We start from the raw sequence: 21,007 nt of genomic DNA on the forward strand, positions 1-21,007 counted from the left end.
GTAGTGGGCAATGAACCACACAAAGGTTTCGAAGCTTACAAAGACAGCCGCCGTGATCTCGGTCGGCGTCATCGTGCTCGGGGGCTGCGGCCGTGACGAGGAGCAACCGGCGGTGCAGCCGCCCACCACACAGGCCGGGGTGTCGCCGGCGGCCGTGGACTTCGCCGGGGCGCTCGCGCAGCGCACCTCCGCCGACGCGATGTACCAGCATCTGGTGCGATTGCAGGAGATCGCCGACGACAACGGCGGCAATCGTGCACTCGGCACCCCGGCTTACGACGCCAGCGTCGACTACGTGGCTAACATCCTGCGCGACAAGGGTTTCGACGTGCAGACACCGGAGTTCGAGGTGCGCCTGCCGTTCGCCGACGAACCCGCACTGACCGTCGGCGGCGCCGCGGTCAAGGCCAGACCGCTGAACTTCACGATCGGTACGCCGCCGGATGGGGTGTCGGGTCCGCTGGTGCCCGCCCGCGTCGAGGACTCTCCGGGATGCACCGTGTCCGACTACGACGGCTTACCCGTCAAGGGCGCCGTCGTGCTCGTCGACCGTGGCACGTGCCAATTCTCGGACAAAGAACAGGCGGCCGCTGAACGCGGTGCGGTGGCGCTGATAGTGGCCAACAACGAGGACAACGACGAGATGGGCGGCACGCTCGGGGAGGACACCGAGGCGAGCATCCCGGTTGTCAGCATCACCAAGGCCGAGGGCGACCGGCTACGCGCCGAACCACGTGACGTCACCCTCAAGCTCAACGCGGGTGTGCGTAAGGAGCGGACCCGCAACGTCATCGCCCAGACCAGAACGGGCGACACCGCAAACGTCGTGATGGCCGGTGCACATCTGGACAGCGTCCCGGAGGGGCCTGGCATCAACGACAACGCCTCCGGTGTGGCGGCCGTGCTGGAGTCCGCAGTGCAGTTGGGCGGTTCCCCCGATGTCCAGAACGCGGTACGGTTCGGTTTCTGGGGTGCGGAGGAGGTCGGGTTGTTCGGATCGAACAACTATCTGGAGTCGCTGGATGTCGATGCCCTCAAGGACATCTCGCTCTACCTGAACTTTGACATGGTCGGCTCGCCGAACCCCGGCTACTTCACCTATGACGGGAACCAATCCCTGCCGCCCGACGAGGAAGGCGCGATCACCAGGGTGCCGGAAGGGGCGGCGGGCGTGGAACGCACGCTGGTGGACTACCTCGACGCGGCCGGAAAACCGGCCGAAGACACCAGCTTCGACGGTCGCTCCGACTACGACGCGTTCACCCTTGCGGGCATCCCGGCGGGTGGCACCTTCTCGGGCGCCGAGGCCAAGATGACCCCCGAACAAGCCGAGCTGTGGGGTGGTGAGGCGGGTCAGCCGTTCGACCCCAACTACCACAAAAAATCGGACACCCTCGAGCACATCGACCGCACCGCACTCGGCATTCACGGCGCGGGCGTGTCCTACGCCATCGGCATTTACGCCCAGGACCAGGGCGGCCCGAACGGAATTCCCACGCGCGATCTGCGCGTCCGTCACCCACTCGGCTCATGAGGACAGGGGCGGCCCGCGCGGGAGTCGTTGTCGCAGTCGTCCTCGGCGTCGTCGGAGCGCTGACCTCGTGCGCGACCCCGGAGCCGGCACCGCCGTCGCCGCAGGAGGTGGCGGACAAGGTCACCGCCGACGGGATGTACACCCACCTGCAGAAACTGCAGCAGATCGCCGACACCAACGGCGGTAACCGCGCCAACGGCAAGCCGGGATACGACGCCACCGTCGATTACGTCGCGCAGTTCCTGCGCGACAAGGGTTTCGACGTCCAGACTCCCGAGTTCGAACTGCTCGATCACAGTCAGGGTGGCAACCCGTCGATGCGGGTCAGCGGGCGCGAATATCCTGTCGACCAAGCTTCTCTCCTGATCACCACGCCGAGGGGCGGGCTGAACGCCGTGACGCTTCGGCCGACCAAGCCGGCCGGTTGCCGGACCGCCGACTACGACGGCGCTTCGGTGCGGGGCGCGATCGCCGTCGTCGACGACACGGGGTGCTCGGTAGTCGCCAAACAGAACGCTGCGGTGTCGGAGGGCGCCGTTGGCCTACTGGTCGTCAGCTCGCCGGGTGGCAGCGGAAGCCCGGCGGGTCTGTTCACGCCCGGCTACTACCAGGACCTGACCGTGCCCGTCGGGGTCATCGGCCGCGAGGCCGACGCCGCACTGCGGCGAACCTCGGCACCTGTACGCCTGGTACTGGACCGCAAACCGGTCATGAAGAAGACCCGAAATATCGTGGCGCAGACCAAGACCGGCGATGCGCGCAACGTCGTGCTGGCGGGCGCGCATCTGGACAGCTCGGCGGCGAGTCCGGGGATCAACGACGACGGGACCGGCATCGCGGCGTTGCTCGAGACAGCGGGGGTACTAGGTTCACAGCCCCGGGTGGCCAACGCCGTGCGCTTCGTGTTCTGGGCCTCGGAGGAGAATGGGCTGGCCGGACCGACGAGGTATGTGCAGGGACTTTCGCCCGACGAACTCCGCGACATCGCACTGTATCTGGGCTTCGACATGCTCGGTTCGCCCAACGCCGGCTACTTCACCTATGACGGTGACCAGTCCGCTACACCCAACCCGGCGATCCCCGCACAGTCGGTACCCGTGGGTTCGGCCGGTATCGAGCGGATGCTGGCCGGCTACCTCAACACGGCGGGGGTGCGCCCCGCGGACATGCCATTGAGCGAATTCACCGACTATTACCCGTTTCTCACCGCAGGAGTGCCGGTCGGCGGTCTGACAGCTGGTTCGTCTCAGCGCAAAAGTGAGATACAGGCCCGCCTTTGGGGCGGCCGGGCGGGTGTCCCCTTCGACCCGAACTATCGCACCAAGCGCGACACCGTCGAGAACGTCAACCGGGATGCGCTGTCGGTTCTGGGGCCCGCGGTCGCCTACGCGGTCGCGAGCTATGCGGCCTCGGTAGACGGCGTCAACGGTGTTCCGCCCCCGGACCAACGGCAGCGGGCCGCTCGCTAGCCTGGCGGAATCCCAACAGCCGCATACCGTGATAGACCACCAGCGCGGCTATCGAACCCAACGCGATTCCAGTGAATGTCAATGTGCCTGCGTGCCAGGTGAAGTCGGCGATACCGATGATCAGCGGTATGGCCGCGGTCATCTGATTGATCGGCCGGGAGAAGTCGACGCGGTTGGTCAGCCAGATCCGGACTCCCAGCACACCGACGAGACCGTAGAGCACCACGGTCGCGCCGCCGAGCACGCCGGCGGGGATCGCCGAGATCGCCGCGCCGACCTTCGGGCACAGCGAGAGCAGAACCGCCACGGCGCCGGCAACCCAGTACGCCGCGGTGGAATACACCCGCGTCGCCGCCATCACACCGATGTTCTCGGCGTAGGTGGTGGTCGCAGATCCGCCGCCGAAACCGGCCAGCGTGGTGGCCACGCCGTCGGCGGCCAACGCGCGGCCCATCACGGGGTCGACATCGGTGTCAGTCATCTGGCCGACCGATTTCACGTGGCCGATGTTCTCGGCGACCAAGGCGATCACCGCCGGCAGGAACATCGGTAACACCGCGAGGCTGAACGCCGGGGTCTGGAACTCGGGCAGACCGAGCCACGGAGCGGCGGCGATCGGCGCGGTGTCGATCTCGCCGAGCATCAGCGCGAGAACGTATCCGGCGAGGACGGCCAGGAAGATGGCCAATCGGCCGATGATGCCGCGGAAGAACGCGAGCGTGGCCACCAGGAGCACCAGGGTGACGAGTCCGACCACCGGACCCTGCTCGAAGTTGGCCTTGGCCGAGGGCGCCAGGTTGAAGCCGATCAGCGCGACGATCGCGCCGGTAACCACCGGGGGAAGTGTCAGGTCGAGCCAGCGCGTGCCGACCAGGTGGACGACGCCGCCGATCGCCACCAACGCGAGGCCCACCGCCACGAGACCGCCCAGGGCGCTGCCCGTTCCGTGTGAGGCGACCGCGGCGGTGACCGGTGCGATCACCGAGAAGCTCGACCCCAGGTAGCTGGGCAATCGATTGCCCGTGATGAGCAGGAACAGAATCGTTCCGACACCCGAGAACAACAGCGTCGTCGCCGGTGGAAAGCCGGTGAGGACGGGGACCAGGAAGGTGGCGCCGAACATGGCCACGACATGCTGGGCGCCGAGCCCGATCGTCCGGCCCCACCCGAGACGTTCGTCGGGTGCGACGACGAAGTCATCGCCGGTGTCGGCGTCGACGCGCTTCCAGGTCAGCTCGATCACGGTCTAAGACGGTAGGCCAGCGCGCCCGCGAGCACCACGCAAGCGCCGGCCAGCACCGACGGCACCGGAAGCAGGAACGCCAGCACCACACATCCCGTCAGCCCGACCGCGGGGACCATTCGGCGGCCGAGTGTCCACGCCGAGGCGTTGGCGATCGCGTAGTAGACGAGCACGGTGAACGACGAGAATCCGATCGCGGTGCGGACATCCACGATGGCCGCCAGAGTGGCCACAAGGACGCCCACGACGACCTCGGCGCGGTGCGGGCTGCCGAACCGCGGGTGGATGCGCGCCAGGATGTGCGGCAGGTGGCGGTCGCGCGCCATCGCCAGCGTCGTACGCGACACCCCGAGGATGAGCGCCAGCAGCGACCCGAGCGCGGCCACCGCGGCGCCGGCCCGCACGACGGGCTCCAGCGCGGCAAAGCCGGCCGCGGCCACCGCGTCGGCAAGCGGTGCGGCTGCTGAAGCCGTTGCCGCCGTACCCAATTCGGTGATGACAGAGGCGGCGACGAGCGCATACACCACGAGCGTGATGGCCAGAGCCAAGAGTGTGGCGCGAGGGATCGTGCGGGCGGGATCGCGGACCTCTTCGCCCAGTGTCGCGATCCGCGCATAGCCCGCAAACGCGAAGAACAACAATCCGGCGGCCTGCAGGACGCCGGCGACGGAGGCGTCGGCGTCGACCGACAGGCGGGTCCATTCGACGTCCCCGAAACCCAGCACGGTGACCACCACGGTGCCCAGCACGGCCAGTACCACGGCGACGATGACGCGGGTCAGCATTGCCGATTTGCGGATGCCCGCGTAGTTCAGTGCGGTCAGCGCGGCGACCGCCCCGACCGCGATTCCGCGGGCGGCATCGGGCCACACGTAGTAGCCGACCGTGAGCGCCATCGCCGCGCACGATGCGGTCTTGCCGACGATGAAGCTCCACCCCGCGGTGTAACCCCAGAACCGACCGAGCCGCTCACGCCCGTAGACATAGGTTCCGCCGGACTCGGGGTAACGCGCGGCCAGCCAGGCGGACGAGGTGGCGTTGCAGTAGGCCACCACGGCGGCGACCGCGAGGCCGATCAGCAGTCCAGAACCGGCCGCCGCGGCGGCCGGTCCGACCGCGACGAAGATGCCCGCGCCCAGCATCGAGCCCAGCCCGATGACGACCGCGTCGAAGGTGCCCAGCCGGCGTGGCAGCGCGGGGCCGGCCGGCGTGCTCACGCCGGAATGCTAGATCAGGCGTTGTTGTGGTGCCGCGCCAACGACTCCCGGGCGGAGGTCGTCGCCGAGGCCACCAGCGCCACGAGCAGACCGGCACCGCCGAGCAGGGCCAGCGGGACCGTCCACAGCCGTCGCATCAGCAGTGCGGACTCACACTGCTCGACGTAGTTGGTGTCGCTGCCTGCCGCGGCCGCCTGGGTCATGTCGGTGAGGTATCCCGTCCCACACTTGACTTGCCAGCCGTACTGGTCGTAGCTGTCCAGGAACACCGGGAAGTTCATCGCCAGCAGGGCCGCGCCCAATACGACGGCGGCGATGATCCCGGTCCAGGCGAGACGATGGTGGTGGTCGGACAAAGTGTTCCCCCGTTCATGTCATGCAGACGTCTGCAAACAGCAGCACCGGCCATGAGGCGATCGACCCCAAATACGAAATGACCAGGTCGGCACCGGTCATCCCCTGCAGGTGATCGGTATGGGTGGTCGACCAGAACACGCCGACCAGCAGGTACGGGGTGCCGAGCACGAGCGCCACCGTGATCAACTCCCCGATCGTGACCTGAAAGCCCAATAGCTTGCGGAGCGCGCCGAACACACCATTATGTTAATCGCCATTCTGTGTGGGCTGCCAAGTTCGCGCGATTATCCGGCAACGGTACTGGACCGGTACGGCCGAGCTCGGTCCGATATCGTGTCTGCCATGTCGCGCACTCGGCCGGCGAGCGGTGACGCGGTCCGGCGCCGGCCGAAGGACCGCAAGGCCCAGATCGCCCGGGCATCCGCCGAGGCGTTCAGCACCCTGGGCTTTTACGGCGTGAGCATGGAGTCGATCGCATCGCGGGTCGGGATCTCGGCGGCCGCCCTCTACCGGCACTATGCGAGCAAATACGACCTGTTCCGCGATGCCGTGCTCAATTTGGGGCAGCAGCTGGTGGATGCGACCGCGTTCATCGACGAGAGCGATCTCGAGGACCCTGGACTGGAACTTCACCGGGTGGCCGCGGCGCTCATCGAGACCGCGATGGCGAACCGGGAGTCCGGCGGGCTGTATCGCTGGGAGGCACGATATCTGCGGGGCGACGATCAGGCGTCCCTGATCGCGCAGATGCGCACCGTCAACCGCCGGATCCAGCGCCCCATCAGCGCGATGCGTCCGGATCTGACGTCGCATCAACGGTGGACGTTGTCCATCGCGGTCCTGTCGGTCGCCGGCAGCATCGTCGACCACCGTGCGAAGCTGCCCGCCGGCCAGGTGCGCGCGCTGCTGTCCGATCTCGCCGAAACGCTTGCCGCCACCGAGCTGCCAGACTGCGACGACGTCACCGAGCGGCCGGTCGCACCGGTTCCCACCGCCGTCGAGCCGTCGCGATATGAAGCGCTACTCAACGAGTCCATGCGGTTGTTCAATACCAAGGGATACCGCGACACGGGGATGGAGGACATCGCCGCGGCGGTCGGCATGCCGGCATCGGGCATCTACCGCTATTTCGCGGGCAAAAGCGACATCCTGGCCGCCGTCTTCCGACGCGCGGCCGACCGGCTCTCCGACGAGTTGACCGCGATCACCGCTGCCAACGCCGACCCCGAGGACGCCCTTGCCGCGGTGATCGACGCCTATGTGGCCAGGTCGTTCGCACATCCCGAACTCGACTACGTCTACTACTCCGAGCGGCTGCACATGTCGCCGACGGACCAGAAGATCTTGCGCAATATGCAGCGCACCACCGTCGAATCGATGGTGGAGTTGGTGGTCGCCGTGCGCCCGGAATGGACGCCGGGTCAGGCCAGGTTCGCCGTGCACGCGGCCATGGCGTTGGTGATCGACCTGGGCAGGCTGATGCGGTACGAGAACTCGACGCAGAACCGGGCGATTCTGCAGCGGATGCTGGACGTGACGCTGTTGGGCCGCTACCGGTTGCGCGCGACGTTGCCCGCCAAGTAGGCGAGGTAACCGACGGTGCCGACGACGGCGAGTTTGCGGGTCTTGCGGGCGGCCAGCCCGAGTCCCAGCGCGGTCTCGATCCCGCCGTTGACGTAGATGAACTGGCGGGTGTTGCGTGGGAATGCCTGCACCGTCATCGCTTCGAACAACTCGGGTTTGACGAAGTGGCTGAGCCCGACGCCGGCCAGCCCTAGGCCGGCCAAGGTGGCCGCGCGCGAAGTCTTCTCCACCAATGCGATTCCTCTCACTTGATCGCGTAGTCACTCAAGGGGAACTCGGAAGCCTCCCTGAGCGCCGTATCGGTGGTGGTGGGCCGCAGTAGCGTCGGCTCGCCGGCCGGATCGTAATAGTAGGACCTCGCTGATGCGCAATTACCCAGGGTGAACAGTGAATTGCCGAGCAACTCGGTCATCCGGTCCAGGTAGCGGGTGTTGGCCTCCTCGGTGACTTCAAAGGTGGTCGCACCGCGCCGCTGCACTTCCCGGAACAGCCGGTCCATCAATCGCATCTGGTATTCCATCGCGTTGAAGAAGTTCAGTCCGAGGAAGGCGTACGGGCTGGCCAGGCTGAGTAGGTTCGGGAAGTATGGTATCGACACGCCCTGGTAGGCCTGGAACCGGTTCTCGCGCCACCACTTTCCGAGGTTGCGGCCCTCGCGACCGATGATCTCGATGGCCGGGAAGTTGGCCTCCCATAGATCGAACCCGGTCGCGAGCACCAAGGTATCGATGGCGTTCTTGGTGCCGTCCGTGCCAATGATGCCGTCGGATTGCACATGGTCGATCCCGATGTCGTGCAGGTGCACATTGGGTCTAGTGAAGGACCGGTAATAACCGTTACTGAAAGTTGGTCGCTTGCAACCAAAGTCATAGTCCGGAGTGAGCCTGCGCCGAAGCTCCTTATCGCGGATAGTGATGAAGCGGTGCAACTTGGACAGGTCGGCGGCCGAGATGTTGCCCCGTCCGCGGAACGTCCGGTAGTGCACGACCCCGATCGTGACCATCCACTCGTAAATGGAATCCGTGAGCCAGCGCAGCACGCGCTGCGTTGCGGGCACCCGGGCGAACAACCGCTTCGTCCGCGGCCCGAAAAGCAGATCGATCTTGGGCACCACCCAGATCGGGGTGCGCTGATACACGGTCAGATCGGCCGCGGTCTCGGCCAGTTCGGGAATGAGCTGCACCGCGGTGGCGCCGGTGCCGATGACAGCTATCCGCTGCCCGGCGGGGTCGTAGTCGTCATCCCAATCGGCGGTGTGGATCACCCGACCCGCGAAGGTGTTGATGCCGGGGATGTCGGGCACCTTCGGCTGGGATAGGAAGCCGGTGGCGGTGATCAGGTAGCGGGCGCTGAGCACCTCGCCGTCGTTGACAGTCACCTGCCAGAGTTCGGCGTCCTCGTCCCAGCGGGCGCCTTGCACCACGGTGTTGAACCGCATGTGCCTACGCACGTCGTACTTGTCCGCGACGTCAGCGGCGTACTGCTTGATCTCGTCACCGGTCGAGTACAGCCGCGACCAGTTCGGGTTGGGCTCGAAGTAATACGAGTAGGTGGTCGTCGGCACATCGACCGCCAGCCCGGGGTAGTGGTTGACGTGCCAGGTTCCGCCCAGATCGTTCTCGCGATCGAGGATGAGCAAGTTCTCATAACCCATCCGCTTGAGCTGGATGGCCGCGCCTATCCCCCCGAAACCGGCGCCCACGATGACTACGTCGAGTAGTTCGGAAGTCATAAGAAAACGGTACCGCAGCCACCAGGCAGTATCGGTGAGGCGTCAGCCCTTTAGCGAGCTGGTTCTCGGCGGATCGAGCGTCGCAATGCAGGTCACAGCCCGGTCGCCCTGCTCCCAGGTTTCGGCCGTGGGGTAGAGCACATACAGCTGAACGGAACTGTCCGTCATGGCGTCCGGCGCGTATGCGGCCAGTTCAGGGCTGCACTTCTCGGCGTAGGCGTCGATCGCCGCCTGGCCGGGAAAGTCGCCGTCGGGCATCTGCAGGACCGCGAAGACCTCACCGGCGTGGGTCTCGTCACATCCGACCGTCTTCACGGTCAGCACCCGGGTATTGGCCGGAATCTCGGCCAGGCAGTCGCCCTGCTTGACGTCGGTCGCGGTCACCGTGCCGTTGCCGATGAGGAAGTACACCAGCAGGGCGATGACGCCCACTGCCACCCACAGCGCCGACAGCACCAGGCCGCCGATCGCCAAGCCGCGGCCACCCTGGCCCTCCCTGGCTTTCTTCAACCCGACGACGCCGCAGACGACGCTGATCAGAACGCCTCCGAGCAGGCCGAAGATGAGCGAGACGATGGCCCACCAGTTGGTGGGGCGCTGTTGGGGCGGCGCGTAGTAAGACCCCTGCTGCGCATAGGGGGGTGGCGGCGGTGGCGGGTAGTTCGGTGGCGGTGGCGGCGGGGGGTACGCGGGCCCGGGCGGCGGGTACTGATTCGGTGGCTGCCCGCCGTAGGACGGCGGTGGTCCGTACGGCGGGGGAGGACCCGGCGGCGTGCTCACACGGCAACCGTATCGCGGTCACGGCCTTTCAGCTGCGGATCGAACCCCACCGCTCGTGCTTGGCCATCGCGACGCACACCACCGACCGCGACCCCTCCGACCACGCTTGCGCACTCGGGTAACCGATCGCGAGCCGAAACGTCGGCCCCTCCGGAATATTCGGCGCGTAGTCGAAGAACTTTCCACTGCACTGGTCGCCGATTCTCCTCAGGGTTTCCTCGCCGGGATACTCCTGAGCATCCGGCGCGCGCACGATCGCGAACACCTCCCCGTGGTGGGGTCCGTCGCAGTCGACTCGCTTGACTCCGTGCTGCAGAACGTCGGACTCTCGAGTGCGCACACAATCTCCGAGCTGCAGAAGGTCAGCGCGCACCGTGGTCGTCATGCGTGGCTTGACGATGTAGAACCATCCGATCATTGCCAAGGCGCCGATGCCGGCCACGACAACAGCGACGATCACCCAGTGGCTAGGACGCACCCGTCAACCGTAATGCCGCTTCGACCGCCAGCGCAGGCACATCGAGTGTCTTGGAGGCCAGATCGTGCCGGGCGCCGGTGATCTCAACGACCTCGGCCGGTGCGCCGATCAGAGCAGCGGCGGACCGGAGTTCATCGATCGAGCCGAACGGGTCGGCGGTGCCGTGCGTGAACACCGTCGGTACCGCGATGCGCGGAAGGTGTTCGGTGCGTGCGCGTTCCGGCTTACCGGGGGGATGCAGCGGGTACGAGAACAGTGTCAGCACAGCGATGTCGGCGGTCCCATCGGCCACCGCCATCGATGTCATCCGCCCGCCGTAGGAGTGCCCGCCCGCGATGACGGGGCCGTCGGCGAGCGCGCGGGCGATGGTGATGGCCTCGAGCACTCCGGCCTGGTCGGCCCTGGCGGATCCGGACGGGGGACCTTTGGGCCGGCGGCGCCGGTACGGCAGGTTGTAGCGCACCGCAAGCCAACCGCGTGCGGCCCATTGGTCGCAGAGCCTCTTGAGCAGCGGGGCTTCCCTGCTGCCGCCGGCACCGTGGGTGAGCACGACGACACCGGCGGGGTCCGCGTCGGGTTGGTGCGCGACACCCGCAATCGGTTCGAGGTTCACTCGGTGAGCCTGAACAGCGCCGACACCGGGCCGTGACCACGCCCCAACGGGTAAGCGGCACGCAGGCATTCGGTGACCCAGCGCTTACCGAACGCGACCGCCTCGGGTACCGAATAGCCGTGTGCCAGCGCGCTGGTGATGGCCGCGGCCAACGTGTCGCCGGCACCGTGATCGTGGCCCGTATCGATCCGGGTGGCGTCGAACTCGTGAAACTCGGTGCCGTCGTACAGCAGATCGGGACTATGCGCCGACGCCCGCAGGTGTCCCCCTTTGACCAGTGCCCACTGCGGTCCCAGTGCGTGCAGCGCGCGGGCCGCCTCACGCTGGGACTCGGGGTCGATGACCTCTATGTGCGTGAGCAGGCGCACCTCGTCGAGGTTCGGCGTCACCAGGGTCGCCAGCGGGAACAGTTGTGTCCGAAGCGAATCCAGCGCGCTGGGATGCAACAGCGGATCGCCGTGCATGGAGGCGCACACGGGGTCGACGACCAATGGCACTGAACCGGCCATACCCTGTGCGCGCCAGGTTTCGGCGATGGTGTCGATGATCTCCGATGATGCCAGCATTCCCGTCTTGGCCGCCTGCACCCCGATATCGGAGGCCACCGCTTCGATCTGCCCCGCGATGACATCGAGCGGAACCTCGTGAAAGCCCTTGACCCCGACCGAGTTCTGTACCGTGACGGCGGTGACCGCCACCAGGCTGTGCACTCCGAGCAGAGCGAACGTGCGCATGTCGGCCTGGATCCCGGCGCCTCCACCGGAATCGGACCCGGCGATCGTCATCACGCGCACCGGGGTGGTGCCGGGTGGTGGCAGCGGTAGGTAGCTCATGCCAGCGGCAGGTACACACGATTGCCGTGTTCGGCGAACTCGCGTGACTTCTCGGCCATTCCCATCTCCATCGCGGCTTCGATCGCCTCCTCGCTGTCGAGTCCGTGCCTGGCAGCATAGTCGCGGACGTCCTGCGTGATGCGCATGGAACAGAACTTCGGCCCGCACATCGAGCAGAAGTGTGCGGTCTTGGCCGGTTCGGCGGGCAGCGTCGCGTCGTGGAATTCCCGTGCGGTGTCGGGATCCAGGGAGAGCGCGAACTGGTCGTTCCAGCGGAACTCGAATCGCGCGCGGGACAGTGCGTCGTCACGTTCCTGGGCGTGGGGGTGGCCCTTGGCGAGATCCGCGGCGTGCGCGGCGATCTTGTAAGCGATGACGCCATCCTTGACGTCTTTGCGGTCGGGCAGGCCCAGGTGCTCCTTGGGTGTGACGTAGCAGAGCATCGCGGTGCCCGCCTGTGCGATGATCGCCGCGCCGATGGCGCTGGTGATGTGGTCGTAGGCCGGTGCGATGTCGGTCGCCAGCGGGCCCAGCGTGTAGAACGGGGCCTCTTCGCACCACTCCTCCTCCAGCCGGACGTTCTCCACGATCTTGTGCATCGGCACGTGGCCGGGTCCCTCGATCATCACCTGTACGCCATGAGATTTCGCGATCTTCGTGAGTTCGCCCAGCGTACGCAGCTCGGCGAACTGGGCGGCGTCGTTGGCGTCGGCGATCGAGCCGGGCCGCAGGCCGTCGCCGAGTGAGAACGTCACGTCGTAGCGTTGCAGGATCTGGCACAGCTCGTCGAAGTGGGTGTACAGGAACGATTCCCGATGATGAGCCAGGCACCAGGCAGCCATGATCGAACCGCCGCGACTGACGATTCCGGTGACGCGCTTGGCCGTCAGCGGAACGTAACGCAGGAGCACGCCGGCGTGCACGGTCATGTAGTCCACACCCTGCTCGCACTGTTCGATCACGGTGTCGCGGTACAGCTCCCACGTCAGCGCGGCCGGGTCGCCGTTGACCTTCTCCAGCGCCTGGTAGATCGGTACAGTGCCGACGGGCACCGGAGAGTTTCGCAGGATCCACTCGCGCGTCGTGTGGATGTCACGACCGGTGGACAGGTCCATGATCGTGTCGGCGCCCCACCGGGTGGCCCACACCATCTTGTCGACCTCCTCGGCGATGGAACTGGTGACCGCCGAATTGCCGATATTGGCATTGACTTTCACCGCGAACGCCTTGCCGATGATCATCGGCTCGGTCTCGGGGTGATTGTGGTTGGCGGGAATGACGGCCCTGCCGGCGGCGACCTCGTCACGCACCAGCTCGACGGGAACTCCCTCACGCGCGGCGATGAACGCCATCTCGGCGGTGATCTCACCGGCACGGGCCCGCTGCAGCTGCGTCCCGCGGTCGCGCACGACGCCGGGCCGCGCCGGTAAGCCCGCGTGCAGATCGAGGGTCGCCGCCGGGTCGGTGTAGGGACCGGAGGTGTCGTAGAGGTCGAGGTGCTCACCGTTGGTCAGGTGCACCCTGCGAAACGGGACCCTCGCGCCGGGTACCTCGTCGAGCTCGCGGTAGACCTTCGTGCTGCCCTGGATCGGGCCGGTGGTCACGGATGGATTGACAGAACTGTTCGCGACGTGCGTCATCTGAGCTATCTCCCTACGCCGGCATTACCCGGTCAGGTTCGTACGGTCGACGGGCCCACCCGTCCTCTCAGCGCGCTGGTGCACGCTCCCGTGTGTGGACGCCAGTCACGCTAGCGCAGCCGCGGAGGAATCGGGAGGGGGCAACCGAGAATCGTCAGAATGGTGGATCGTCTGGATCCGACGGTGGTGGAGGTGGCGGTTCCCAGTCGGGTGGCAGTTCTTCGGGTTCGAACGGGTCGTCGATCCAGCGGCACCACGGGCTCCTGCTCGGCGCGGTGCCCTTGAAGACGATCTTCAGGAAGCGGGAACGATTGCGCCATCGGCGGCCCTCGATCTCGCGGCGTCGCTCCCGAACCCTGCGTCGCTGTTCGGCGTTGATCGGCCGCTGGGCCACCAACTGGGCTCGCAGGCGCTTGACGCGGGCAGCCTTCTCCCGCTTGCGGTTTCGCCGGCGCGGTGGCGGCTCGTCGCAAGCCGGGCGCATCTGTGGAAAGAGGTCGAACCCGCCGGGCGAGGTTCGATACGTTCTACCGGTCGGTGACGTCCAGACGATGGTCCCGTCGGACAGCTGTTCATCTCGCCAACCATCGGAACCGCCTAGAAATGTCTTGAGCCGGTGATGTTGCCGGCAATAGGCGGCCAGATCCGACGGGACGGTCAACCCGCCCGCGGCCGGGTCGGCGTGGTTGAACGGAGTCGTATGGTCGAGATCGCAGATGGCAGCACGCCGGTCGCATCCTGGAAACCGGCACGTCAGATCGCGGAAGCGGACCCAACGATTCACCGTCGCCGTCGGTTGGTAGCGCCGCGCCTGCTCCGCAGTGACAGTCGGTTGCTCGAGCGGGTGCACAGTCGCGTTCTGTGCGAGATCCCGGACGAGTCCAGCGTCGATGACGCCGAATCCCTCCAGATAGCCGGGTTGTTCGCTCTCACCCGTGACCGTCTCCTCGCTGGCGATCAGGTTGAGCACCGTGTGGACCTGGCCGCCTGCTTCGGCCGGAGGCCGGGCCGGGCAATCCGGCCGACCGCAGTCACAGCTCAGACTCCGGCCCTCGGTGAGGGCGTCCAGTGCGTCGGCGCGCCGCTGAGAAACCGTCCGGGAGTCTTTCGCGCACACCGACATCGCGAGCTCGGAGAGGCGTTTGTCGAAGGCCGCACCCGCCCTCGCGGGGATGCGGGCTCGCACCTGGGCCGTGCCGTCGGGTCGCGCAGTGACGGTGACATATCGATCACGTTCTGACGATTCCCGTCTTTGCTTGACACCATCCGGGTCGACCCTCCGGACGGTCTCGTCGACCATGTTCTTGACGTTCTGCCGGTTCCAGCTCTGCCAATGCGCGAGTTTTTCGGTCACCGATGCGTCGACCTGGTCGATCAGATCGTCTCCGACGAGCTCAGTGCGGGTGATGACCAACTGTGCTGTGCCCCAGTCGACGTCGCCCTTCTCGAGCAGGGCCGCGAGTCTGGGCAGCCGCGTGTCGAGCGCCTCAGCCTGAGCCACGAGGCGACTGGCGAGGGATGGCGCCATGTTCATCGCGGCACCAACTTCGGCAGATGTCCGTGCGAAGCCGGTGATCATCGACCAACCGGGATCGGGATCGATCCCTTCGGCCTCAACAGTGCGGCATGCCAGCAGCGCGGCGATGGCTTCCATACGGTGAGCCATCAGCGCCGACTCCGCACGCAGGCTCGACCCGATCGCGGCGATCGCCTGGTCGGGGCCTGTCTCGAACATGTGTTCGACTATGCCAGAGACCCCCGACAAGTTGCGATCAAGCCAGTTCGATCAGCACCGGGGCATGATCGCTGGGTGCGCCGATGCGGTCCTTGCCGCTCTTGCGTTCATCACGGACGATCTCGGCGTGCGTGACGCGTTCGGCCAGCGCGGGTGAGCCGAGAATGAAGTCGATTCGCATACCGCGGTTCTTCGGGAAACGCAGCTGTGTGTAGTCCCAATAGGTGTAGACCCCCGGGCCGGGGGTGAACGGTCGCACCACATCGGCGAAACCCGCCTCCACCACCTCGTTGAACGCCTCGCGTTCGGGTGCGGTGACGTGCGTGCTGCCCTGGTAGAACTCGACGCTCCAGACGTCCTCGTCGGTCGGTGCGATGTTCCAGTCGCCGACGAGCGCGATCTGCGCGGCCGGGTCGTCGGACAACCACTTGTGCGCCGTATCACGGAGCGCGGCAAGCCATTCCAACTTGTACGTGTAATGCCCAGAGCCGACGAACCGGCCGTTCGGCACGTACAGACTCCACACTCGCACTCCGTTGCAAGTGGCGCCAAGGGCGCGGGCTTCCGCAGCCGCCTCCACGTCGGGCTTGTCACTCCAGGTCGGCTGATCGTCGAAACCCACCTGCACGTCCTCGATACCGACGCGGGACGCGATCGCCACGCCGTTCCACTGGTTGAAGCCGCAGTGGGTCACCTCGTATCCGGCGGCCAGGAACGGCATGACCGGGAATTGCTCGTCGTTGCATTTGGTCTCCTGCATCGCCAGCACGTCGACGTCGGCCCGCTCGAGCCAGTCGGTGACGCGTTCGACCCGCGCCCGAATCGAGTTGACGTTCCAGGTGGCGATCCGCATGGCTTACAGGCTACGAGCGTCGACGTAGCGGCTGCGGTGCTGCGTCGAGAAACCCAGCGACCGGTAGAGGCCGAGGGCCACCTCGTTGTCGGTGAGCACCTGCGCGTAGCCGCGGGTTGCTCCCCGCTGGGTCCCCCAGTGCAACAGCGTCGAACACAGTGCGCGCGCCAGGCCCCGGCCGCGGGCCCGCTCGTCCACCCGCACCGCCGACAGCCCGACCCATCGCCCGCCATCGGGTGCCGTGGTCACCGCGGCCCTGCCGACCGCCGCACCGGCGATGGTCGCGAATGCGACTTCGCCGTCGACGACCGCAGTCAGCACCTCGATCGGTACGTCGCGCTGGTATAGGCGCAACCATTCGCCGTCCGGCGCGGGAGCCAGCGCCACCGACCGATCCATCGCGATATCGTGCAAATCGCTTGTCAACACCGCGGTTTCGAGGTGTCCGGGCAGATCGGCGATGCGGAACAGCCGGTCGGGCACCGACAGCCACGGCGTGAGGTTTCGTTCGGCGTAGAAGTCGATGATCGTGGGTAGCGCCGAAGCGTCGGCGTCGAAGCCCAGCGGCACAGCGGAATTGGCGCGATGCGTGTGCCCTTGCGCGGCGCGCAGCAGCCAGCCGTCGACCCACGTCTGCTCGGTCCCCGGCCACCCGAGCGCGGCGGCGTATTCGACTTTGCGAATATCGGCGGTGCGCAACGGCTTCGGTGGAAGCGCCTTGAGGACGACGACATCGCCGGCGTCGACGTCGACGATCTCGCCGTGCTTGGTGCGCACCCGCAGTTTCGGATGGTCGGTGAGCAGATGACCGATCACGTCGGTGAGCGGGGGTTCGGAGCCGGCGGGCAGGCGGTAGCGGATGATCACCCGCGTTCCCGTCGGAGGCACCTGCATCAGTGACCGAACGGATCGGGATCCTCACCGGGCATCCACGACAGCCCCGGCACCCCCCAGCCGTGCGACTTCACCGCGCGCTTGGCGCTGCGTGCATGCCTGCCGACCAACCGGTCCAGGTAAAGGAAACCGTCGAGATGGCCCGTCTCGTGCTGCAGCATCCGGGCGAACAGGTCGGTGCCCTCGATGGTGATCGGGTTGCCTTCCGCGTCCAGGCCCGTCACCCTCGCCCAGTCGGCCCGCCCCGTCGGAAACGACTCCCCGGGCACCGAAAGGCAACCCTCGTCGTCGTCGTCCGGATCGGGCATGGTCTCGGGAACCTCGGAGGTCTCCAGCACCGGATTGACGACCACACCGCGGCGGCGGGTGATGCGACCGCGCACCTCGGCGCAGTCGTAGACGAACACCCGCTTGGCGACGCCGATCTGGTTCGCTGCCAAGCCAACCCCGTTCGCGGCGTCCATCGTGTCGAACAGATCGGCGATCAGGTCCGCGAGATCGGCGGGCAGCGAACCGTCCTCGCCGACCGGCACCGGCTCGGTGGCTGTGTGCAGGACGGGATCTCCTACGATGCGGATCGGAACGACTGCCATGGTCGAAAATCTTAAGTCGGCAAGCCTTGCCGCCCGACTCGCGGGCATGTCGAACCGCTCATCAGCCCATCACGTGGTTGAATGAGCGCCGAACCACAGCGATGTCATTCAAGTTGTCGGAAGGGTCCAAGAGCCAGATGGACGGCGCGATCGCGCGGACTGAACAATCCGGGGACAACTCTGAACTCTCCGACGGGCTGACTCGGCGCGAGCACGACATTCTCGCGTTCGAGCGGCAGTGGTGGAAATACGCCGGCTCCAAGGAAGACGCCATCAAGGAGTTGTTCTCGATGTCGGCCACCCGCTATTACCAGGTGCTGAATGCGCTCGTCGACCGACCTGAGGCGCTCGCCGCCGATCCGATGCTGGTCAAACGGTTGCGGCGATTGAGGGCCAGCAGGCAGAAGGCGCGGGCGGCACGCCGTCTCGGCTTCGACGTCACCTGAGTTTCCCGGGCCGGCCGGCCCGCTCGATAAGGTGGGCGCAATGAACCAGCGAGATTCGTCGGGGCTGCCCCTGCGCGCCATGGTGATGGTGCTGCTCTTCCTGGGCGTCGTTTTCCTGTTGGTGGCCTTGCAGGCGATGGGTTCTGACAGCGACGAGGACGACGCGCCGCCGTTGGCGACCACGACGACCACCACCACGCCCACGACGTCGGAAGCACCGAAACCCGCCGACGCTGAGGTCCGCGTGTTCAACATCTCCACCGTTGCGGGGGCCGCCGAGGGCACCGCCGGACGGTTGCGCGAGGCCGGCTTCAACGTCACCGAGACCGGCAACCTCGAACTGCCGGACGTGCCGGCCACCACCGTGTACTTTTCCGACGCACCCGGCGAGCAGGAGGCCGCAGAAGAGGTGGGCCGGCTGCTCGAGGCGCCCGTCGAACCGCGACTGCCCGCACTCGCCGAACAACCGCCGGGCGTCATCGTGGTGGTCACCGGTTAGGCTCGTGTACATGTTCAAGACCGTCGCCGCCGCTGCCTTGTTCGCTGTTCCCGCACTCGCCTTGAGCGCCTGCACGGCGCCAGAAGAACCCAGCAATGCGCCGGGCACCCCGCCACCCGTGTGGACCGGATCTCCGTCTCCCTCGGCTCCGCCGGGTGAGGGCGCCGGCGGTCACGGCGGCGGGCAGGCAGAAGGACAAGGCGAAGAACAGGGCGCGGGGGAGACGCTCACCGCCGAACTGAAGCTCGCCGACGGCACGCCGGTGGCCACCGCCGACATCCAGTTCAGTGGCGGCTACGCCACGATCAGTGTCGAGACCACCACGCCCGGCAGGCTGACACCCGGCTTCCATGGCATGCACGTCCATCAGGTCGGCAAGTGCGAGGCCAACTCGGTCGCGCCCACCGGCGGCGCGCCGGGCAATTTCAATTCGGCGGGCGGTCACTTCCAGGTGCCCGGCCACAGCGGTCACCCGGCGAGCGGCGACCTGACGTCGCTGCAGGTCCGTGAGGACGGTTCGGCCAAGGTGGTCACGACGACCGACGCGTTCACCGCCGAGGAGCTCACCGACGGCGCGGGCACCGCGATCATCATCCACGAGAAGGCGGACAACTTCGCCAACATTCCGCCGGAGCGCTACCAGCAGGTCAACGGTGACCCGCCGCCGGATGCGACCACATTGGCGACCGGTGACGCCGGATCGCGGGTGGCATGCGGTGTTATCCGTACCGGCTAACAGCCACATCGATTTCGTCGGCTCGCCGCGACCGACGGTCGGGGTCGAGTGGGAATTCGCGCTCGTCGACGCGACGACGCGGGACCTGAGCAACGAGGCCACCGCGGTCATCGAGGAGATCGGCGAGAACAACCCGCGCGTGCACAAGGAACTACTGCGCAACACCGTCGAGATCGTCACGGGCATCTGCGATTCGGTCCCCGAGGCGATGAACGACTTGCGCTCGACGCTGGTGACGGCCCGCGAGATCGTCCGGGGCCGTGGCATGGAGTTGTTCTGCGCCGGCACCCACCCGTTCGCGAAGTGGTCACCGGGCAGCCTGACCGATGCTCCCCGCTACGCCGAATTGATCAAGCGCACCCAGTGGTGGGGTCGACAGATGCTGATCTGGGGCGTGCACGTGCACGTGGGTGTGCGCTCCGCACACAAGGTGATGGCGATCAACACCTCGCTGCTCAACCATTACCCGCACCTGTTGGCCCTGTCAGCCTCGTCCCCGTTCTGGGACGGTGAGGACACCGGCTATGCGTCCAACCGGGCGATGATGTTCCAACAGCTGCCGACGGCCGGGCTGCCGTTCCACTTCCAGACATGGTCGGAGTGGGAACGTTTCGTCTACGACCAGAAGAAGACCGGCATCATCGACCACATGAACGAAATCCGTTGGGACATCCGGCCTTCGCCGCATATCGGAACTGTGGAGATCCGGATCTTCGACGGTGTCTCCAATCTGCGCGAATTGGGCGCGCTGGTGGCGTTGACGCACTGCCTGGTCGTCGATCTCGATCGGCGGCTCGATGCCGGCGAGTCACTGCCGACCATGCCACCGTGGCATGTGCAGGAGAACAAGTGGCGCGCAGCGCGTTACGGCCTCGACGCCATCATCATCCAGGACGCGAACAGCAACGAGCGGTTGGTCACCGAGGACCTCGACGACTCGCTCAACCGTCTCGAACCGGTGGCGGCCTCACTGCACTGCGCCGACGAATTACGGCGCGTCGCCGACATCTACGGGGGCGGTGCGTCGTATCAACGACAACGCCGCGTCGCCGAGGAGCACGACGGTGACCTGCGCGCCGTCGTCGACGCTCTGGTCGCCGAACTGGAACTGTAGACGATGGCGGCCATCCCGATGTTCCCGCTGCAGGTGGCGATGCTGCCGGGCGAGGACCTTCCGCTGCGCATCTTCGAACCGCGCTACAGCGCACTGGTTTCGGACTGCCTGGCCACCGAGGACCCGGCGTTCGGCGTCGTGCTGATCACCGCGGGTAGGGAGGTGGGCGGTGGGGACGTACGCAGCGACGTCGGCGCGCTGGCACACATCGGCGAGGTCGCGGATTTCGGCGATGGTCGCTACCGCCTCAAATGCGCGGTGGGCGAACGCATCCGGGTCATCGAGTGGCAGCCCGACGACCCGTATCCACGCGCCGCGGTCGAACCGTGGCCCGATCAGCCGGGTGCGCCTGTCGAGGTGGACGCGATCCGCGATGTGGAGGACCGCATGATCGCGCTGTTCGAGCGTATCGCCGCCGCACGCGGCGCCGAGGTCAACGGTCGCGAGTTCGTGGCTGGTGCGGACGCGTCCGGCGATGCCGGTAAGTGGTTGTACGCGTTGACCTCCCGCCTGCCCATGGGGCAGGCCGACCGCTACGCGGTGCTGGCCGCGCCGACGGTCGCCGAGCGGCTGGTGGCGCTGAGCGATGCCGTCGAGACCGTGACGGCGATGGTCGAGTTCCAGTTGTCGGGGGAGTAGCCAGACTCGTGTGCGACG

At 66.8% G+C, this 21,007-nt stretch carries 23 protein-coding genes and 1 riboswitch; of the genes, 8 read left to right on the plus strand and 15 right to left on the minus strand.

Annotation, left to right across the window (positions count from 1 at the left end; genetic code table 11):
• The first annotated feature begins 10 nt into the window (after positions 1–10).
• Positions 11–1,534: a M28 family metallopeptidase gene (locus RMCN_RS21660; RefSeq protein WP_067393570.1), complete on the plus strand. Its 1,524-nt coding sequence runs from the start codon at positions 11–13 to the stop codon at positions 1,532–1,534.
• Entirely contained in the window at positions 1,531–3,003 is a 1,473-nt protein-coding gene (locus RMCN_RS21665) for a M28 family peptidase (RefSeq protein ID WP_067393573.1), read from the plus strand. Before RMCN_RS21660 ends, RMCN_RS21665 begins: the two co-directional genes overlap by 4 nt.
• Here the strand turns inward: RMCN_RS21665 and RMCN_RS21670 are convergent.
• The 4 genes from RMCN_RS21670 to RMCN_RS21685 are packed head-to-tail and all read right to left on the minus strand — an operon-like array spanning position 2,957 to position 6,057.
• Positions 2,957–4,246, minus strand: a complete 1,290-nt coding sequence (locus RMCN_RS21670; RefSeq protein ID WP_067393577.1) for a uracil-xanthine permease family protein — start codon at positions 4,244–4,246, stop codon at positions 2,957–2,959. The genes RMCN_RS21665 and RMCN_RS21670 overlap by 47 nt on opposite strands.
• Positions 4,243–5,463 (minus strand): APC family permease, encoded by a 1,221-nt coding sequence (locus RMCN_RS21675; RefSeq protein ID WP_110765903.1) that lies wholly within the window; start codon positions 5,461–5,463, stop codon positions 4,243–4,245. The genes RMCN_RS21670 and RMCN_RS21675 overlap by 4 nt, the downstream gene beginning before the upstream one ends.
• 14 nt (positions 5,464–5,477) lie before the next feature.
• The gene (locus RMCN_RS21680; protein WP_064415176.1) at positions 5,478–5,819 is read right to left on the minus strand and encodes a hypothetical protein; all 342 of its coding nucleotides are present in this window, start codon (positions 5,817–5,819) and stop codon (positions 5,478–5,480) included.
• Positions 5,820–5,832: 13 nt separating this feature from the next.
• A complete protein-coding gene (locus RMCN_RS21685; protein WP_067393580.1) occupies positions 5,833–6,057 on the minus strand; it encodes a hypothetical protein in 225 nt (74 codons plus the stop codon).
• A gap of 105 nt (positions 6,058–6,162) precedes the next feature.
• Between RMCN_RS21685 and RMCN_RS21690 the strand changes: the two genes are divergently transcribed.
• Positions 6,163–7,404 carry a TetR/AcrR family transcriptional regulator gene (locus RMCN_RS21690; RefSeq protein ID WP_067393583.1) on the plus strand — a complete coding sequence of 414 codons (1,242 nt, stop codon included), beginning with the start codon at positions 6,163–6,165 and terminating at the stop codon, positions 7,402–7,404.
• Here the strand turns inward: RMCN_RS21690 and RMCN_RS21695 are convergent.
• The 11 genes from RMCN_RS21695 to RMCN_RS21745 form a co-directional block, all read right to left on the minus strand.
• On the minus strand, positions 7,371–7,637 hold the full coding sequence (locus RMCN_RS21695; RefSeq protein ID WP_110765905.1) for a DoxX-related protein: 267 nt from the start codon (positions 7,635–7,637) through the stop codon (positions 7,371–7,373). The two genes, RMCN_RS21690 and RMCN_RS21695, sit on opposite strands and share 34 nt — an antisense overlap.
• 11 nt (positions 7,638–7,648) lie before the next feature.
• Positions 7,649–9,136 carry a flavin-containing monooxygenase gene (locus RMCN_RS21700; protein ID WP_067393587.1) on the minus strand — a complete coding sequence of 496 codons (1,488 nt, stop codon included), beginning with the start codon at positions 9,134–9,136 and terminating at the stop codon, positions 7,649–7,651.
• Positions 9,137–9,178: 42 nt separating this feature from the next.
• Entirely contained in the window at positions 9,179–9,916 is a 738-nt protein-coding gene (locus RMCN_RS21705) for a DUF4190 domain-containing protein (protein WP_067393590.1), read from the minus strand.
• 28 nt (positions 9,917–9,944) lie between these two features.
• Complete coding sequence (locus RMCN_RS21710) at positions 9,945–10,394, minus strand: septum formation family protein (RefSeq protein WP_131808591.1); 450 nt, start codon at positions 10,392–10,394, stop codon at positions 9,945–9,947.
• Positions 10,384–11,007 carry an alpha/beta hydrolase family protein gene (locus tag RMCN_RS21715; RefSeq protein ID WP_067393596.1) on the minus strand — a complete coding sequence of 208 codons (624 nt, stop codon included), beginning with the start codon at positions 11,005–11,007 and terminating at the stop codon, positions 10,384–10,386. The genes RMCN_RS21710 and RMCN_RS21715 overlap by 11 nt, the downstream gene beginning before the upstream one ends.
• Entirely contained in the window at positions 11,004–11,840 is an 837-nt protein-coding gene (gene thiD / locus RMCN_RS21720; RefSeq protein ID WP_067393599.1) for a bifunctional hydroxymethylpyrimidine kinase/phosphomethylpyrimidine kinase, read from the minus strand. The genes RMCN_RS21715 and thiD overlap by 4 nt, the downstream gene beginning before the upstream one ends.
• Complete coding sequence (thiC, locus tag RMCN_RS21725; RefSeq protein ID WP_067393602.1) at positions 11,837–13,480, minus strand: phosphomethylpyrimidine synthase ThiC; 1,644 nt, start codon at positions 13,478–13,480, stop codon at positions 11,837–11,839. Before thiC ends, thiD begins: the two co-directional genes overlap by 4 nt.
• Positions 13,474–13,582: riboswitch (TPP riboswitch) on the minus strand. Its footprint overlaps the gene before it by 7 nt.
• Before the next feature lie 52 nt (positions 13,583–13,634).
• Positions 13,635–15,215 carry an HNH endonuclease signature motif containing protein gene (locus tag RMCN_RS21730; RefSeq protein WP_067393606.1) on the minus strand — a complete coding sequence of 527 codons (1,581 nt, stop codon included), beginning with the start codon at positions 15,213–15,215 and terminating at the stop codon, positions 13,635–13,637.
• Positions 15,216–15,252: 37 nt separating this feature from the next.
• Complete coding sequence (locus RMCN_RS21735) at positions 15,253–16,068, minus strand: exodeoxyribonuclease III (protein ID WP_064415663.1); 816 nt, start codon at positions 16,066–16,068, stop codon at positions 15,253–15,255.
• 3 nt (positions 16,069–16,071) lie between these two features.
• Positions 16,072–16,962, minus strand: a complete 891-nt coding sequence (locus RMCN_RS21740; RefSeq protein WP_067393609.1) for an N-acetylglutamate synthase, CG3035 family — start codon at positions 16,960–16,962, stop codon at positions 16,072–16,074.
• Positions 16,962–17,555: a peptide deformylase gene (locus RMCN_RS21745; RefSeq protein ID WP_064415661.1), complete on the minus strand. Its 594-nt coding sequence runs from the start codon at positions 17,553–17,555 to the stop codon at positions 16,962–16,964. The genes RMCN_RS21740 and RMCN_RS21745 overlap by 1 nt, the downstream gene beginning before the upstream one ends.
• 137 nt (positions 17,556–17,692) lie before the next feature.
• Here RMCN_RS21745 and RMCN_RS21750 point away from each other — a divergent pair, with 137 nt between their 5' ends.
• From RMCN_RS21750 to RMCN_RS21770, 5 genes are read left to right on the plus strand one after another with little or no spacing between them, the layout of a single operon-like run.
• Positions 17,693–18,001 (plus strand): nucleoid-associated protein NapA, encoded by a 309-nt coding sequence (locus RMCN_RS21750; RefSeq protein ID WP_064351385.1) that lies wholly within the window; start codon positions 17,693–17,695, stop codon positions 17,999–18,001.
• Positions 18,002–18,041: 40 nt separating this feature from the next.
• A complete protein-coding gene (locus RMCN_RS21755) occupies positions 18,042–18,500 on the plus strand; it encodes a LytR C-terminal domain-containing protein (protein ID WP_067393611.1) in 459 nt (152 codons plus the stop codon).
• A 10-nt stretch (positions 18,501–18,510) separates the two neighbouring features.
• On the plus strand, positions 18,511–19,236 hold the full coding sequence (gene sodC / locus RMCN_RS21760) for a superoxide dismutase[Cu-Zn] (RefSeq protein ID WP_067393655.1): 726 nt from the start codon (positions 18,511–18,513) through the stop codon (positions 19,234–19,236).
• Positions 19,217–20,350 carry a glutamate--cysteine ligase gene (locus RMCN_RS21765; protein WP_067393614.1) on the plus strand — a complete coding sequence of 378 codons (1,134 nt, stop codon included), beginning with the start codon at positions 19,217–19,219 and terminating at the stop codon, positions 20,348–20,350. The genes sodC and RMCN_RS21765 overlap by 20 nt, the downstream gene beginning before the upstream one ends.
• Positions 20,351–20,353: 3 nt before the next feature.
• The gene (locus RMCN_RS21770; RefSeq protein WP_067393617.1) at positions 20,354–20,989 is read left to right on the plus strand and encodes an LON peptidase substrate-binding domain-containing protein; all 636 of its coding nucleotides are present in this window, start codon (positions 20,354–20,356) and stop codon (positions 20,987–20,989) included.
• Positions 20,990–21,007 lie beyond the last annotated feature (18 nt).

Origin of the sequence: Mycolicibacterium novocastrense (assembly GCF_001570485.1) — a bacterium.
In the GTDB taxonomy this organism is placed as follows: Bacteria; Actinomycetota; Actinomycetes; order Mycobacteriales; family Mycobacteriaceae; genus Mycobacterium; species Mycobacterium novocastrense.

Excerpts from the sequence above, each read along its gene's own strand:
- RMCN_RS21660 (WP_067393570.1), top strand. The coding sequence starts at position 11 with ATGAACCACACAAAGGTTTCGAAGCTTACAAAGACAGCCGCCGTGATC.
- RMCN_RS21770 (WP_067393617.1), top strand. The coding sequence starts at position 20,354 with ATGGCGGCCATCCCGATGTTCCCGCTGCAGGTGGCGATGCTGCCGGGC.
- RMCN_RS21665 (WP_067393573.1), top strand. The coding sequence starts at position 1,531 with ATGAGGACAGGGGCGGCCCGCGCGGGAGTCGTTGTCGCAGTCGTCCTC.
- RMCN_RS21740 (WP_067393609.1), bottom strand. The coding sequence starts at position 16,962 with ATGCAGGTGCCTCCGACGGGAACGCGGGTGATCATCCGCTACCGCCTG.
- thiC (WP_067393602.1), bottom strand. The coding sequence starts at position 13,480 with ATGACGCACGTCGCGAACAGTTCTGTCAATCCATCCGTGACCACCGGC.
- thiD (WP_067393599.1), bottom strand. The coding sequence starts at position 11,840 with ATGAGCTACCTACCGCTGCCACCACCCGGCACCACCCCGGTGCGCGTG.
- RMCN_RS21700 (WP_067393587.1), bottom strand. The coding sequence starts at position 9,136 with ATGACTTCCGAACTACTCGACGTAGTCATCGTGGGCGCCGGTTTCGGG.
- RMCN_RS21735 (WP_064415663.1), bottom strand. The coding sequence starts at position 16,068 with ATGCGGATCGCCACCTGGAACGTCAACTCGATTCGGGCGCGGGTCGAA.
- sodC (WP_067393655.1), top strand. The coding sequence starts at position 18,511 with ATGTTCAAGACCGTCGCCGCCGCTGCCTTGTTCGCTGTTCCCGCACTC.
- RMCN_RS21755 (WP_067393611.1), top strand. The coding sequence starts at position 18,042 with ATGAACCAGCGAGATTCGTCGGGGCTGCCCCTGCGCGCCATGGTGATG.
- RMCN_RS21745 (WP_064415661.1), bottom strand. The coding sequence starts at position 17,555 with ATGGCAGTCGTTCCGATCCGCATCGTAGGAGATCCCGTCCTGCACACA.
- RMCN_RS21750 (WP_064351385.1), top strand. The coding sequence starts at position 17,693 with ATGGACGGCGCGATCGCGCGGACTGAACAATCCGGGGACAACTCTGAA.
- RMCN_RS21690 (WP_067393583.1), top strand. The coding sequence starts at position 6,163 with ATGTCGCGCACTCGGCCGGCGAGCGGTGACGCGGTCCGGCGCCGGCCG.
- RMCN_RS21730 (WP_067393606.1), bottom strand. The coding sequence starts at position 15,215 with ATGTTCGAGACAGGCCCCGACCAGGCGATCGCCGCGATCGGGTCGAGC.